We start from the raw sequence: 13,811 nt of genomic DNA, 5'->3' as shown, positions 1-13,811 counted from the left end.
CCTCTGAGATCGAACGCTATACGGTTTCCTCGCCCGCCAAAAGCTGTGGACCCGAGCGAGGCAGGCATGCAGCCCTGCTCGGGCGGAATATGGCCTGGCATTCCACTCGCGCGGACGCCGGCCGGAGAAGGTCTAAGCGCCGCCCGGACCGCGGCCGGTCCAATAGGGATCGCGCAGCTTGCGCTTGAAGATCTTTCCGGTCGCCTCCCGGGGCAGCGCATCCAGGAACCGGACCTCCTTCGGCACCTTGAAGTTCGCCAGCCGCTCGCGCAGAAAAGCTTGCACTGCGGCGGCCGAGAGCTGCTCGCCGGTGTCGGGCTCGATGCAGGCACATAGCCCCTCGCCATATTCCGGGTCGGGAATGCCGAACACGGCGCAATCGCGCACGCCGGGCATGCCGATCAGCGCGTTCTCGATCTCGGCGGGATAGATGTTGACGCCGCCTGATATCACCATGTCGCGCTTGCGGTCACACAGAAACAGATAGCTGTCTTCGTCGAGATAGCCGACGTCGCCGACGCTGACGAGGCCGTCGCGCCCCGCCTCGGCGCGCGCCTGTGCCTTGCCGTGATAATCGAAATCGGGCACCGCCGTCTGGCGCATGTAGATTTCGCCGACCTCGTTGGCGTTGCACGGGCTGCCGTCGTCGCGGAAGATCCTGACGATGCCGCCTTCGATGGCGCGGCCGACGGTGCCGGGCTTCTTCAGCGCCTCCTCGGCAGAGTGCCACACCGGGATCCCGGTCTCGGTCGAGCCGAAATACTCGTTGATGACCGGTCCCCACCAATCGATCATCGCCTTCTTCACCTCGGGCGGGCAGGGCGCAGCCCCGTGCACGACGAAGCGCAGCGACGAGAGGTCGTAGCGCCGCCTGACCGCCTCGGGCAGCCGCAGCAGCCGCACGAACATCGTCGGGACCATGTGGATGTGCGTCACGCGGTGACGCTCGATCAGGGCCAGCAGCTCCTCCGCGTCGAACCGCGGCTGGAGGATGACGGTACAGCCGTTGCGGAACGCCATCATGCCGTACGAATGCGGCGCCGAGTGATACATCGGCCCGTTGATCAGCACGATTTGGTTGTCCCGCGGCTTGATGCCATAGGCGATCGCTCCGACGCGTTCGGAAGCGGCCGCCTGCTCAGGCTGCATCGGCATGCGCCGCACGCCTTTCGGCATCCCGGTCGTGCCCGACGTGTAGATCATTGCCGCGGCCCGGCGCGGCGGTTCCTGGGCTTCAGGATGGCCGTCGCGCCAGCGCTCCCAATCGGTCAGTCCGGCCGGGACCGCGGTCAGCTCCGGGGCAATGGCGAAGGTCGCCGCCAGCTCGGGCGGCGTCGCGACCACGAGGAGGCGGACATCCGGCGCCACGCCGTCGCGAATCTGCGGCAGCAGGTCGGCGTGGCAGACCAGTATCTTCGCGCCGCTGTCGGTCAGGATGTAGCGGACCTCCTCGGCCTTCAGATGCCAGTTGATCGGCACCACCGGGCTACCGAGTGCGGCGGAGGCCGCAACCACCTCGAACAGGGCGAATTCGTTGCGCAGCATCATCGCAACCGGCGCGGCCTCGGCCAGGCCCAGGGCGCGGAATCCGCTCGCCGCCCGCCTGATGCGTGACTGGATCTCGTCATAGCTGATCCGGCGCTCGCCGCTGATGATCATGGCGTGTCCTTTCCCGCGCGAGCCTAGCGATCGTCCAGCACGTCGCCGAAGCCGACCCAGCTCTTGCCGTTGAAGCGGCGGAGCTGAAGCTGCTGGAACGGCAGATAATCGTCGGCGCCGGTCGTAACCGATATTCCCGGCAGCAGCAGCGGCAGCTTCACCTCTTTCAGCGAGGCCGCCTGGCGCATGATGTTGTCGCGGCTGACATCATCTTTGCACGCCTTCAGCACCGTCATCAGCAGCGTCGCATAGTGGTAGCCGGCCGCGTAGTTGGAATTGGAAAGGTCGGCGTTCGGCATGTATTGCTTCATGAAGGCAAAATACTCCTTCACGCCGGGATCGTCGGCCCATTGCGGGTCCATCGTGTCCTTCTGGTTGCTCGACGAGATCAGGCCGACGGCGTTGTCGAGCCCGGCCGGCTCCAGGAACGAAATCGACGAAGCCGAGGTCGGCACGAAGAACAGCTCGGGCTTCCAGCCGATTTCGGCCACGCCCTTGACCATCTGCGAGGTGAACTTTCCGAGCACGACGCCGAACAGCACGTTGGCGCCCGAGGCCTTCAGGGTCGAGAGCTGCGAGCTGATCGTCGGCGCGCTGGTCTCGTAGGTCTGCTCGGCGATGATCATGCCGGCCGCCTTGGCTCCGAGCGCGCGCTTGAAGCCTGCGACATAGTCGCGACCGAAATCGTCATTCTGCGCCAGGATCGCGATCCTGGCGTCGGGCTTGGTCTGCAGAATGTATTTGGCATAGACCACGCCCTCGGATTCGTAGGCCGCCATCCCCGGCATCGTCCACGGATTCTTCTGCGGCTCGGCCCATTTGGTGGCGCCCGAGAGCACGAACAGCTGCGGCACCTTCTTGGCGTTGAGATAACGCTGCACGGCGCTGTTGGTGGCGGTGCCGAGCGAGCCGAACATCATCAGCACCTCGTCCTGCTCGACCAGCTTGCGGGTCTGCTCGACCGTCTTCGGCGGCGAATAGGCGTCGTCCAGCGTGATGAACTTGACCTTGCGGCCGTTGATGCCGCCTTCGGCATTGATCTTCTCGAAGAACGCCTCCTGCGTCCGCCCGATCGCGCCGAAGCCAGAGGCCGGGCCGCTATAGGGCAGGGTCTGCCCGATGCGGATCTCGGCGCTGCCTTCGGCGTGGGCGCTGCCGGCGCCGAGCGTCAGCAACGACATGCCGATCAATGCGGCTGCGAGCTTCATGGTGTCCTCCCGTTTTTTCTTGTCAGTCCGAGACGTCAGGCGCTGGCGCGCAGGAAATCCTGCCGGGCCCGATCGAACTCCGCTTTCATCCGGTCGACCAGGTCGGCGACGGCAGGCGCGTCGGTGATCTGGCCGATGCCCTGGCCCGAGCCCCAGATGTCGCGCCAGGCCTTTGATTTGGTGTTGCCGCCTGAGCCGAAATTCATCTTCGTCTTGTCGGCCACCGGCAGATTGTCCGGATCGAGTCCTGCGGCGGCGATGGAGGGGCCGAGATAGTTGCCGTGCACGCCGGTGAACAGGTTCGTGTAGACGATGTCGTGCGCGGCATGCTGCGTCAGCGCGGACTTGTAGGCTTCGTCGGCGTTGGCTTCCTTGGTCGCGATGAAACGCGTGCCCATATAAGCGAGGTCGGCGCCCAGTGTCAGCGCGGAGGCGATGCCGAAGCCGTCGCTGATCGCGCCCGACAGCAGGATCGTGCCCTTGAACCATTGCTTGACCTCGCGCACGAGCGCGAAGGGCGAGAGCGTTCCGGCATGCCCGCCGGCGCCCGCGCAGACCAGGATCAAGCCGTCGACGCCGTGCTCGGCCGCTTTCCGCGCATGCTTGACGTTGATGACGTCGTGGAACACCAGCCCGCCATAGGAATGCGCGGCCTCGACGATCTCCGCTGGCGGCCGCAGCGAGGTGATGATGATGGGGACGCGATGTTTCACGCAGGTCTCCATGTCCTTCATCAGGCGGTCGTTGGAGGCGTGGCAGATCTGGTTGACCGCGTAGGGCGCGACCTTCTTGCCCGGATTGAGCGATTTGTATTGCCCGAGCTCGTCCTCGATGCGGCTCAACCACTCGTCCAGCTTCTCGACCGGACGGGCATTGAGCGCCGGAAACGAGCCGACGACGCCCGCCTTGCACTGGGCGATCACGAGCTCCGGTCCAGAGACGATGAAGAGCGGCGAGCCCACCACGGGCAGCGCGAGCGAATCCTTCAAGAGAGCGGGCAGCGCCATCATATCCTCCCTGGAAAAGCGGGCCCTGCCGGCGGCGGAGGACGAGGCGTTTCCCTGTTGATTGTCGCGCGGGCGATTGCCGCCCGTGTTGCGGATTTGAACCCACTATAAGGTTGGACGGCGCGCTCCGGTCGTTCAATAATGAACGGATAGCCATTCAGATATGAACAGGGGTGCCGATTGGACTGGGATCTTTGCAAGACCTTCGTCGCGGTCGCTGATACCGGAAGCTTCACCGCCGCCGCCCGCCGGCTGCACACCAGCCATCCCACCGTCAGCCGCAAGATCGCGGCGCTGGAAGCTCAGCTCGGCACCAGGTTGGTGGCCCGCGCCGCCGACGGCCTGGCGCTGACGGCGGATGGACGGACATTGCGCGAGCACGCCGAGGCCATGGCGGCGGCGGCGCTGCGGGCCGAGACCGCGGTCGCGGCCGGAGGACATAAGGCGCGCGGCATCGTCAAGCTTTCGATCGGCGCGACGCTGGCCTCGCATTGGCTGATGCCGCGCCTGCCTGCCTTCCTGCGTGCGCACGATCATGTCCAGCTCGAGATCATCACCCACCCGTTTCCGGCGAGCGTGCGCCGGCGTGAGGCGGACGTGGTGCTGCGGCCTTTTGACAGCGGCGAGGAAAACCTGGTCGGCCGCAAGATCGGCCGCCTTGGGACCGGATTCTATGCCTCGCGCGATTATGCCGCGGGGCGGTCCTTGCCTGAACGGCGCGGCGAGTGGAAGGAGCATAGCGTCGTCGGCTTCGCCGACCAGGCGTCCAATGCACAGCTTGCGCGCTGGAGCGACGTCGTCACGCGGCAGGCCAGGGTGGTGATGCGCTGCTCTTCCCAGGGCGACATGCTGGCGGCGGTCCGCGCCGGGATTGGGATCTCGGCGCTCTCCTGTTTCGTCGCGGAAAGCTATCCCGACCTCGTGCGCGTCGCCCCGCAAAAGCTCGCCAGCGTGGCGGACCTGTGGCTGCTGGCCCATCCCGACCTCGTCGAGCTCCCGGCGGTGCGCGCCGTCGTGGATTTCGTCGCCGAATGCGCCCGGGCCGACCGCGCGAGGCTGCGGGGCTAAAGCATGATCCGGAAAAGTGCGCAGCGGTTTTCCGAAAAGATCATGCTTAAACAACAACCTAAAGCGCGATGACGTTTCATCCTGATCGCGTCGCGCTTTAGCCCGAGCCGGCGAGCACGCCCTCGCGCTTCTTCACCGCGCGATAATAGCTCCACCACAGATGCGCTGCCGCGCCGCGCAGGGGACGCCAGGATTCGGCGAGTGGCGCCATCTGTTTCTCCGTCGGGCGCGCCTTCAGGCCGAGCCCGACGCGGATGGCCTCCTGCACGGCGAGGTCGCCGGCCGGCCAGGCATCGCCATGACCGAGGCAGAACAGGAGATAGACGTCCGCGGTCCAGGGGCCGATGCCGGGCAGCGCGATCAGCGTGTGATGCGCGGCGTCGGCATCCTCCTCGGCGAGCACGTCGAGGTTCAGCCGCTGCGCGCCGATCTCGCGCGCGAGATGCTTCAGCGTCTTGATCTTGGCGGCCGACAGGCCGAGCCGCCCCAGCCGGTCAGCGCGGGCGCGGCGCACCGCGTCATGGTCGAACGGATCGAAGGCCGCCGACAGCCGTCCCCAGATCGCCGCGGCGCTCGCCGTCGACAGCTGCTGCCCGCAGACGATGTGGGCAAGCCCCGCAAAGCCCGGCTCGCGCCGCCGCAAGGCTGGCATGCCCGCGATCTCGAACACGGGTTTGAGGCGGGGATCCCGCTTGATCAGCGCTTGGACGGCCTCTTCGAGATCGGATTGGGTTTCGAGGTGGATGGTCATGGTGACACTGGCTTGCGGCGATGCGGGTTTCGCGTCCTGTGGACGGTTCCGGACGATGAGATTAAGACCATACTATCGCGATCCCGGAAGTGCCGAATGACTTTGAGAAGTATTCCTGTGGAGATGGACGTCGAGAAGGTCGCCCTGATCGATGTCATGCTCGATCGTGTCGTCGACGAGCATCGCGTCTTCTTGCCGCTGGCGATCGAGAGCGGAAGCCGGGCCTGGGGCTTTGCCTCTCCGGACAGCGACTATGATTGCCGTTTTGTCTATGTGCGCCGTGCAGTCGATCATATTACGCCTTGGGTGAGTCGCGATGTCATCGAGCTTCCGTTCGAGGCGGATCTCGACGCTAATGGATGGGATTTGCGCAAGGCTCTGCAGCTCCTGCTGAAGGGCAATGCGGTGATCGTGGAATGGCTGTGCTCTCCGGTCGTGTACCGGGGACAAGCATGGTTTCGCGACGAGTTTCTGGCATTTGCCAGAGAGGCGGCGAGCCGGGAGGCCGTCTGCCGTCACTACCTTCATCTGGGCGAGCGGCAGCGACGGGTCTATTTCGGCGACGGGACGAGCGTTCCGCAAAAGAAGATCTTCTATGCACTTCGACCTGCTGCCGCCTTGCGATGGCTGCGCATGCGTCCCGCGGAAGCCGTCGCGCCGATGCATTTCCCGACCCTCATGGAGGAGTGTGATCCGCCGGGCGAATTGAGGGCGGAGATCGCCGGTCTCATGGAACGGAAGGCGGTGACGCACGAACTCGGCTCGGCACCCTTGCCGTCTGCAGTAGCCGGCTTCATCGATTCGGAATTCGAGCTTGCGCGCGGGACGTTCGAGGCAGGTGCAGCAGGTGCTTCGGAAGAGATGGTCCTTCGGGCCGATCAGTTTTATCGCGGCGTCGTGGAGCGCCTCGAGCGGGAGAACGGCACCACCCTTCCGTTCCGGCTCGGCTGATGCCACCCGTTTTCCGATTCGCTCCGAGCCCGAACGGCCACCTCCATCTCGGCCACGCCTATTCGGCGCTCCTTAATTTCGACCGCGCGCGCGAGTCGGGCGGTCGGTTGTTGCTGCGGATCGAGGACATCGACACGACGCGCTGCCGGCCGGAATTCGAGGCGGCGATCTACGAGGATCTGGCCTGGCTCGGAATCGATTGGGAGACCCCGGTGCGGCGGCAGTCGGAGCATCTCGCTGATTATCGCGCCGCGCTGGACAAGCTGTCGGCGCTCGGGCTCGTCTATCCCGCCTTCGAAAGCCGCGCCGAGATCGCAAAGCTGGTTTCCGCGCGCGAGGCTGACGGGCCGTGGCCGCGCGATCCCGACGGCGCGCCGCTTTATCCCGGCGAGTCCAAATCGCTGCCTGCCGACGCGGGGGCGCGCCTGATCGCTTCGGGCGTGCCCTACGCGCTGCGGCTCGACGTGACGGCGGCCTGCCGGCGCGTTGCCGGCCTGACCTGGAATGAGCTGGGCGAGGGGCCTGATGGCGAGCGCAGCACGGTCCCGGCGCGGCCCGAGGCCTGGGGTGACGTCATCCTGGCGCGCAAGGAGACGCCGACCAGCTACCACCTGTCCGTCGTCGTCGATGACGCGCTCCAGGGCGTCAGCGAGATCGTGCGGGGCCAGGACCTGTTTCACGCCACCGCCGTCCACCGCCTGCTCCAGGTCCTGCTCGGCCTGCCCGAACCCGCCTACCGCCATCACCGGCTGATTTGCGACAGCGAGGGGCGGAAGCTGTCGAAATCGAGCGGCTCGACCGGTCTGCGCGCCTTGCGCGCGGCCGGCATGGCGCCTGCCGACATCCGTCAGCTGGTGGGATTAGGTTAAGTTTCTCTGGGGGTTAGCCAAACGCCGCCGTGACTCCGGGGGTTCCGCCGTGCCATGCTTGGCCGACAGCCCGGGGTTCGAAGGGGATACTTCGAAGGGGATTTATGGCGGCGAAAAAGCGCCCAGCGCGCACCACGCGGACGTCCAGGCGACCGCCTCGGAAGCGGTCCGGGACGACCGGCGGGTTGCGCAAGCGCAGCACCAAGGCGGTCGCGCCGGACGTGGTCCAGGCCGCGCTCGCCGCCTTTGCCCATGAGGTCCGCACCCCCCTGACCGGCATTCTGGCGATCAGCGACCTGCTCGCGACCTCCGATCTCGGCGAGCGGGAACGGCGCTGGGCCGACACCATCAAGGCCGGTGCCGAGCATCTGGCGAGCCTTGCTACGCTGTTCGTGGATGCCGCCAGAACCGGCAAGGGGGCCAGCAAGGCCGGAAGTACGCTGCGGCAGGACCTGTTCGATCTCCGCACGCTCGCCCGCAGCGCCGGCGATTCACTGGCCGGCCGTGCCGCGGCCAAAGGTCTCCAGGCCCAGGTCGAGATCTCCGACAAGCTCCCCGGCCTCGTGGTCGGCGATCCCGTCCGCCTGCGCGCCGCGCTCGAGAACCTGATCGACAATGCCGTGAAGTTCACCGACCAGGGCGGCGTGGCACTCGAGGTCGCGCCCTGGCGTCCTGCCAAAGGCAAAACGAAAGGCAAGCCAAAAGAGAAGCCAAAAGAGAAGGGCAGGGTCGGCGTCGCCTTCGCAGTGTCCGACAGCGGCATCGGTCTCACCATGGCCGAGATCAAGCGGCTGTTCCGCCCGTTCACTCAGGCCAATGTCACCATCGCCTCGCGCTTCGGCGGCGCCGGCTTGGGTCTGTCCTCGGTCAAGCAATTGGCGCGCGCGATGGGCGGCGACATCACCGTCGCACCGCGCCGCGGCGGTGGTGCTACCTTCACGCTGACGGTGTCGCTCGATGCGGCGGGACCGCGCAAATCCCGCAAGGCGAAGGGTGAAGCCGAGGCAGATGCGGTCGCGGCGCTGCGCGTCCTCAGCGTCGAGGACAATCCGTTTGGCCGCGTCGTGCTCAACACGATTCTGACCGAGCTCGGCCATCATGCCGAGTTCATCGGGCGCGGCGAGGACGCCGTCGGCCGGCTGGCGCAAGGGGCGTTCGATGCGGTGCTGATGGATATGGTGCTGCCGGGCATCGACGGCGTCGAGGCCATCAGGCGGATCCGCACCATGGAGGCGCCGCTGGCTCAGATCCCGATCATCGGGGTGTCCGGCCGCGGCGAGGACGAGGCGGCCTCGCGCGAGGCCGGCGCCGACGCCTTCCTGGTTAAGCCTGTGTCTCCGCGGGCGCTAGCGACTGCGCTGCTTGAAGCGACACGCCGTGAGGAAGCCGCGACTTGATGATCGCGGCATTGAGCTCGCCGCCGTAAACGAAGATCGCGGCGATGAAATAAAGGAACACCAGCGCGATGATCACCGAGGCGAGCCCCGCATACATGGTCACGTAATTGTTGGCGAAGCGCGCCAGATATTGTCCGAACACGATGCCTGATATCAGCGAGGCCACGATGGTGAAGACGATGCCGGGCAGGATCTGGAGGAAGCCGCGCCGTCCCGCCGGCAGCCAGACGTGCAGGATGATCAGCGCCACCACCAGCGCACCGATCGTGATGCCGTAGCGCAGCCAGGTGAGGATGCTTTCGTTGGACTCGACGAACAGCGGGATATGGCGTCGCGCCGCCTCGATCAAGAGCGGACCGAGCACGATCAGGAACGCCATGGCGAGCGCGGTGAAGGCCGCAATCAGCGTGTAGACAATCGATTCCAGACGCAGCCAGTACCAGCGCCGCATCTCCACCACCGCATAGGCGCGATTGAGTGCGACCCGGAGGGCCTCGACGCCGTTGGAGGCGAAATAGACCGACAGCGCCGCGCCGATCGTCAGAATGCCGGTGCGGGTCGTGGTCAGCACGTCGTGCACCTCGCCCGAGATCGAATCGGCGACCTGCTTGGGCCAGATCTGCAGCATCAGGCTGGCGGCCTGGTCGGCGAGTTCCTTGGAGCCGAAGAAGCCCGCGAGTGAGGTCAGCACGATCAGGAACGGGAACAACGCCATCAGGGTCGACAGCGCGATATGGCTCGCGATCGCCCATCCGTCATCGGCCAGGAACGTATAGAACGCATCCTCCAAGACGCAGTAAATGTAGCGGATGGCTTTCACGTGGCACCTACACCGCTGCTCGCTCTCCCCGCACGAAGGGAGAGGTCAGGAGAATAGGCAATGGGCGCAAATCGGAAATCATCGCGCTACCATCTGATATTCTTGCCCCAAAAGCCAGTTCGCGAAGCGCCTCGCTGTCATTCCGGGGCGCGCGCAGCGCGAGCCCGGAATCCATTTCGCCGCAGTAGGGGTGACCCGATGGATTCCGGGCTCGACGCTTCGCATCGCCCGGAACGACGCCGGAGGCTGCCGCGGCACCATGGCGGACCGGCGCGCACGGTGTTATCACCCCCCAATGGCATCTCTCCTGACGACTTTCATCCTGCCGGCGGCAGCCGGCGCCGTGGCGTTGGTGCTGCTGCTTGGGCTCATCAACATGATGCGCGGCGGCTCGCCCAACATTTCGCAGAAGCTGATGCGCTGGCGCGTGCTGCTTCAGTTCGTGGCGATCGTCATCGCAATGCTCGCGGTCTGGGCGATGGGGCGGTAATCATGGTCGTACTGAATCGCATCTACACGAAGACCGGTGACGACGGCACGACGGCCCTCGGCTCGGGCGAGCGCCGCCCAAAATACGATCTGCGTATCGAGGCCTATGGCACGGTCGACGAAACCAATGCCGCGATCGGCGTGGTGCGGCTCCATACCCAGGATGCCCCCGAGCTCGACGCGATGCTGGGCCGTATCCAGAACGATCTGTTCGATCTCGGCGCCGACCTTGCGGTTCCGGATCGTGACGGCAAAGCCGAGCGCCTGCGGGTGGTGACGAGCCAGGTCGAACGGCTCGAGCGCGACATCGATGCGCTCAACGACAAGCTCGCGCCGCTGACCTCCTTCGTGCTTCCCGGCGGCACGCCGACTGCTGCCCATCTCCATGTGGCGCGCACGATATGCCGCAGGGCGGAACGGGTGATCGTGGAACTGGCGGCCCGACCCGGGGAGCAGGTCAGCGCAGCTGGCATTCAATATATGAACCGCCTGTCGGACTTCCTGTTCGTGGCCAGCCGGGCCGCCAACGCGAATGGCGCCGGCGACGTGCTCTGGGTTCCGGGCCAGAACCGCTGACCCATCGAGCTCTCGCATTTCAGAGGGCTAAAATTAGGCTCGTTCGCGCGTTGACCGGGGCAGATCAGGCCTTTAGGTTCCGCGCCAGTTGATAACCCCCCTCCCAAATTGAGTGAAAGAGGATCGATGAAGGTCTTAGTGCCGGTAAAGCGGGTGGTCGATTACAACGTCAAGGTCCGCGTCAAGGGCGATGGATCGGGCGTTGAACTCGCCAACGTCAAGATGTCGATGAACCCGTTCGACGAAATCGCAGTCGAAGAAGCGCTGCGCCTGAAGGAAGCCGGCAAGGCGACCGAAGTCGTGGTGGTCTCCATTGGACCGGCGCAGGCGTCGGAGACGATCCGCACGGGTCTTGCCATGGGCGCCGATCGCGGCATCCTGGTGAAGGCCGAGGGCACCGTCGAGCCGCTCGCGGTCGCCAAGATCCTGAAGAAGATTGCTGACGAAGAGCAGCCCGGCCTGATCATTCTCGGCAAGCAGGCGATCGACGACGACAGCAATCAGACCGGCCAGATGCTGGCTGCGCTGCTCGGCTGGTCGCAGGCGACCTTCGCTTCGAAGCTCGAGGTCGAAGGTTCTGACTTCAAGGTCACCCGCGAAGTCGATGGTGGTCTCCAGACCGTGAAGCTGAAGGGACCGACGATCGTCACCACCGATCTGCGTCTCAACGAGCCGCGCTATGCCTCGCTGCCGAACATCATGAAGGCCAAGAAGAAGCCGATCGCGGACAAGACCGTCGCCGATTACGGCGTCGACGTCGCTCCGCGTCTCGAGGTCGTCAAGACGACGGAGCCGGCCGGCCGCAAGGCGGGCGTCAAGGTCAAGGACGTCGCCGAGCTGGTGTCGAAACTCAAGAACGAAGCCGGGGTGCTCTGATGACGACGCTGCTGATTGCCGAACACGACAATGCGTCGCTCAAGGATGCGACCAACAAGGCCCTGACCGCGGCCGCCGCGCTCGGCGCGGACGTCGAGGTCCTCGTTGCCGGCCAGAACGCCAAGGCCGCGGCGGATGCCGCTGCCAAGCTTGCCGGCGTCAAGAAGGTGCTGCTCGCCGACGGCGAGCTCTACGCCCACGATCTCGCCGAGCCGCTGGCCGCGCTGATCGTTTCGCTGGCCTCCGGCTATGATGCGATCGTCGCGCCCGCGACCTCGCGCTTCAAGAACGTGATGCCGCGCGTCGCCGCCCTGCTCGACGTCATGCAGGTCTCGGAGATCATCAAGGTGGTCGCTCCCGACACCTATGAGCGCCCGATCTATGCCGGCAACGCGATCCAGACGGTGAAGTCCAAGGACGCCAAGAAGGTCATCACGGTCCGCACCTCCACCTTCGCCGCAGCCGGCGAGGGCGGCAGCGCGGCGATCGAGACCGTCGCGGCGGCGGCCGATCCGGCCCTGTCGTCCTTCATCGGCGAGGAGGTCGCCAAGAGCGACCGTCCCGAGCTGACCTCGGCCAAGATCATCGTCTCCGGTGGCCGCGCCATGCAGAGCCGCGAGAATTTTGCCAAGTACATCGAGCCGCTCGCCGACAAGCTCGGCGCCGGTGTCGGTGCCTCGCGTGCGGCGGTCGACGCCGGCTATGCGCCGAACGACTGGCAGGTCGGCCAGACCGGCAAGGTCGTGGCCCCCGAGCTCTATGTCGCCGTCGGCATTTCCGGCGCCATCCAGCATTTGGCCGGCATGAAGGACTCCAAGGTAATCGTCGCGATCAACAAGGATGAGGACGCGCCGATCTTCCAGGTTGCGGATTACGGCCTGGTCGCCGATCTCTACCAGGCGGTTCCGGAGCTGACGGCCGAACTCGGCAAGCTCGGCAAATAAAAGACGCCAAAAACACCGGCCGGAGGCATAAACTCCGGCCGGTGTTTCATTTCTGAAGCGTTTTCTTTGGCGTGGGGCACGCCGGGGAAGCGATCCAATCTAGGTTTCGAGCCCGGGTTCTGATTAAATCAAGCTTCTGATCAAATCAGACCTCCCGGCTCGGGGGATAGGCAGGTGCGCTCGTCGCGCGCCGTTCCGGTGGATGACAAGATGGCGGCAGTGATCAAGAAGGTCGGCGTGATCGGCGCGGGTCAGATGGGCAATGGCATCGCGCATGTTGCGGCGCTGGCCGGCTTCGACGTGGTGCTCAACGACGTTTCGGTTGATCGCCTCAAGTCGGGCATGGCCACCATCAACGGTAATCTGGCGCGCCAGGTCTCCAAGAAGGCCGTCTCCGAGGACGACAAGGCCAAGGCGATGGCGCGCATCACGTCCGCCGAGAAGCTGGACGACCTCGCCGATTGCGACCTCGTGATCGAGACCGCGGTCGAGAAGGAAGAGGTCAAGCGCAAGATCTTCCACGAGCTCTGCGCCGTGTTGAAGCCCGAGGCAATCGTCGCCTCCGATACGTCCTCGATCTCAATCACCCGGCTTGCCGCCGCCACCGACCGGCCCGAGCGCTTCATCGGCATTCACTTCATGAATCCGGTGCCGCTGATGGAGCTGGTGGAGCTGATCCGCGGCATCGCCACCGACGACCAGACCTTCGAGGCGTCCAAGGAATTCGTTGCCAAGCTCGGCAAGCAGGTCGCGGTCTCCGAGGATTTCCCGGCCTTCATCGTCAACCGCATCCTGCTGCCGATGATCAACGAGGCGATCTACACGCTGTATGAAGGCGTCGGCAATGTCGAGGCGATCGACGCGGCCATGAAGCTCGGCGCCCACCATCCGATGGGCCCGCTGGAGCTGGCCGATTTCATCGGCCTCGATACCTGCCTCTCCATCATGCAGGTGCTGCATGAAGGGCTGGCCGATTCCAAGTACCGCCCGTGCCCGCTGCTGGTGAAATATGTCGAGGCCGGCTGGCTCGGCCGCAAGACCCAGCGCGGCTTCTACGACTACCGCGGCGCCAAGCCGGTTCCGACGCGATAAGGCGGCGGTGCCGTAGGGTGGGCAAAGGCGCACTTGCGCCGTGCCACCATCTCTCTCGGTCGCAAAAATTGCGTGGGCACGCTTCGCTTTGCCCACCCTACGGC

14 protein-coding genes are annotated in these 13,811 nt (G+C 65.5%); 9 read left to right on the top strand and 5 right to left on the bottom strand.

The window, feature by feature from the left end:
• Positions 1 to 132: 132 nt before the first annotated feature.
• The 3 genes from CV770_RS24920 to CV770_RS24910 are packed head-to-tail and all read right to left on the bottom strand — an operon-like array spanning position 133 to position 3,874.
• A complete protein-coding gene (locus CV770_RS24920; RefSeq protein ID WP_104464238.1) occupies positions 133 to 1,659 on the bottom strand; it encodes an acyl-CoA synthetase in 1,527 nt (508 codons plus the stop codon).
• A 23-nt stretch (positions 1,660 to 1,682) separates the two neighbouring features.
• Positions 1,683 to 2,867, bottom strand: coding sequence for an ABC transporter substrate-binding protein (locus CV770_RS24915; RefSeq protein WP_104464237.1), 1,185 nt, complete (start codon positions 2,865 to 2,867; stop codon positions 1,683 to 1,685).
• A 35-nt stretch (positions 2,868 to 2,902) separates the two neighbouring features.
• Complete coding sequence (locus CV770_RS24910; RefSeq protein ID WP_104464261.1) at positions 2,903 to 3,874, bottom strand: NAD(P)H-dependent flavin oxidoreductase; 972 nt, start codon at positions 3,872 to 3,874, stop codon at positions 2,903 to 2,905.
• A gap of 180 nt (positions 3,875 to 4,054) precedes the next feature.
• Between CV770_RS24910 and CV770_RS24905 the strand changes: the two genes are divergently transcribed.
• Complete coding sequence (locus CV770_RS24905; RefSeq protein ID WP_091960223.1) at positions 4,055 to 4,942, top strand: LysR family transcriptional regulator; 888 nt, start codon at positions 4,055 to 4,057, stop codon at positions 4,940 to 4,942.
• A 97-nt stretch (positions 4,943 to 5,039) separates the two neighbouring features.
• Here the strand turns inward: CV770_RS24905 and CV770_RS24900 are convergent, their stop codons facing one another.
• A complete protein-coding gene (locus tag CV770_RS24900) occupies positions 5,040 to 5,693 on the bottom strand; it encodes a DNA-3-methyladenine glycosylase family protein (protein WP_104464236.1) in 654 nt (217 codons plus the stop codon).
• Between the two features lie 123 nt (positions 5,694 to 5,816).
• On the opposite strand from CV770_RS24900, the gene CV770_RS24895 reads away from it, so the two are divergent.
• From CV770_RS24895 to CV770_RS24885, 3 genes are all read left to right on the top strand, one after another.
• The gene (locus CV770_RS24895) at positions 5,817 to 6,644 is read left to right on the top strand and encodes a nucleotidyltransferase domain-containing protein (protein ID WP_245453856.1); all 828 of its coding nucleotides are present in this window, start codon (positions 5,817 to 5,819) and stop codon (positions 6,642 to 6,644) included.
• Complete coding sequence (gene gluQRS, locus CV770_RS24890) at positions 6,644 to 7,513, top strand: tRNA glutamyl-Q(34) synthetase GluQRS (RefSeq protein WP_201760021.1); 870 nt, start codon at positions 6,644 to 6,646, stop codon at positions 7,511 to 7,513. The genes CV770_RS24895 and gluQRS overlap by 1 nt, the downstream gene beginning before the upstream one ends.
• Before the next feature lie 104 nt (positions 7,514 to 7,617).
• Complete coding sequence (locus CV770_RS24885; RefSeq protein ID WP_104464233.1) at positions 7,618 to 8,910, top strand: ATP-binding protein; 1,293 nt, start codon at positions 7,618 to 7,620, stop codon at positions 8,908 to 8,910.
• On the opposite strand, the gene CV770_RS24880 is transcribed toward CV770_RS24885, so the two are convergent.
• On the bottom strand, positions 8,837 to 9,730 hold the full coding sequence (locus tag CV770_RS24880) for a YihY/virulence factor BrkB family protein (RefSeq protein ID WP_091960235.1): 894 nt from the start codon (positions 9,728 to 9,730) through the stop codon (positions 8,837 to 8,839). The genes CV770_RS24885 and CV770_RS24880 overlap by 74 nt on opposite strands.
• Before the next feature lie 295 nt (positions 9,731 to 10,025).
• On the opposite strand from CV770_RS24880, the gene CV770_RS24875 reads away from it, so the two are divergent.
• From CV770_RS24875 to CV770_RS24855, 5 genes are all read left to right on the top strand, one after another.
• On the top strand, positions 10,026 to 10,220 hold the full coding sequence (locus CV770_RS24875) for a twin transmembrane helix small protein (protein ID WP_091960239.1): 195 nt from the start codon (positions 10,026 to 10,028) through the stop codon (positions 10,218 to 10,220).
• 2 nt (positions 10,221 to 10,222) lie between these two features.
• Positions 10,223 to 10,795 (top strand): cob(I)yrinic acid a,c-diamide adenosyltransferase, encoded by a 573-nt coding sequence (locus CV770_RS24870; protein WP_104464232.1) that lies wholly within the window; start codon positions 10,223 to 10,225, stop codon positions 10,793 to 10,795.
• Between the two features lie 126 nt (positions 10,796 to 10,921).
• Positions 10,922 to 11,671: an electron transfer flavoprotein subunit beta/FixA family protein gene (locus CV770_RS24865; RefSeq protein WP_104464231.1), complete on the top strand. Its 750-nt coding sequence runs from the start codon at positions 10,922 to 10,924 to the stop codon at positions 11,669 to 11,671.
• Positions 11,671 to 12,615, top strand: a complete 945-nt coding sequence (locus tag CV770_RS24860) for an electron transfer flavoprotein subunit alpha/FixB family protein (RefSeq protein ID WP_104464230.1) — start codon at positions 11,671 to 11,673, stop codon at positions 12,613 to 12,615. Before CV770_RS24865 ends, CV770_RS24860 begins: the two co-directional genes overlap by 1 nt.
• A gap of 210 nt (positions 12,616 to 12,825) precedes the next feature.
• A complete protein-coding gene (locus CV770_RS24855) occupies positions 12,826 to 13,707 on the top strand; it encodes a 3-hydroxybutyryl-CoA dehydrogenase (RefSeq protein ID WP_026201637.1) in 882 nt (293 codons plus the stop codon).
• Positions 13,708 to 13,811: the final 104 nt, after the last annotated feature.

The organism is Bradyrhizobium sp. AC87j1 (genome assembly GCF_002936975.1).
Lineage (GTDB): Bacteria > Pseudomonadota > Alphaproteobacteria > Rhizobiales > Xanthobacteraceae > Bradyrhizobium > Bradyrhizobium shewense.
Note: the sequence above shows the minus strand (reverse complement) of the source record. Positions and strands in the feature narration are given on the sequence as shown.

Coding starts and splice junctions, on each gene's coding strand:
- CV770_RS24915 (WP_104464237.1), bottom strand. CDS start 2,867: ATGAAGCTCGCAGCCGCATTGATCGGCATGTCGTTGCTGACGCTCGGC.
- gluQRS (WP_201760021.1), top strand. CDS start 6,644: ATGCCACCCGTTTTCCGATTCGCTCCGAGCCCGAACGGCCACCTCCAT.
- CV770_RS24855 (WP_026201637.1), top strand. CDS start 12,826: ATGGCGGCAGTGATCAAGAAGGTCGGCGTGATCGGCGCGGGTCAGATG.
- CV770_RS24865 (WP_104464231.1), top strand. CDS start 10,922: ATGAAGGTCTTAGTGCCGGTAAAGCGGGTGGTCGATTACAACGTCAAG.
- CV770_RS24885 (WP_104464233.1), top strand. CDS start 7,618: ATGGCGGCGAAAAAGCGCCCAGCGCGCACCACGCGGACGTCCAGGCGA.
- CV770_RS24900 (WP_104464236.1), bottom strand. CDS start 5,693: ATGACCATCCACCTCGAAACCCAATCCGATCTCGAAGAGGCCGTCCAA.
- CV770_RS24860 (WP_104464230.1), top strand. CDS start 11,671: ATGACGACGCTGCTGATTGCCGAACACGACAATGCGTCGCTCAAGGAT.
- CV770_RS24870 (WP_104464232.1), top strand. CDS start 10,223: ATGGTCGTACTGAATCGCATCTACACGAAGACCGGTGACGACGGCACG.
- CV770_RS24895 (WP_245453856.1), top strand. CDS start 5,817: ATGGACGTCGAGAAGGTCGCCCTGATCGATGTCATGCTCGATCGTGTC.
- CV770_RS24910 (WP_104464261.1), bottom strand. CDS start 3,874: ATGGCGCTGCCCGCTCTCTTGAAGGATTCGCTCGCGCTGCCCGTGGTG.
- CV770_RS24920 (WP_104464238.1), bottom strand. CDS start 1,659: ATGATCATCAGCGGCGAGCGCCGGATCAGCTATGACGAGATCCAGTCA.
- CV770_RS24875 (WP_091960239.1), top strand. CDS start 10,026: ATGGCATCTCTCCTGACGACTTTCATCCTGCCGGCGGCAGCCGGCGCC.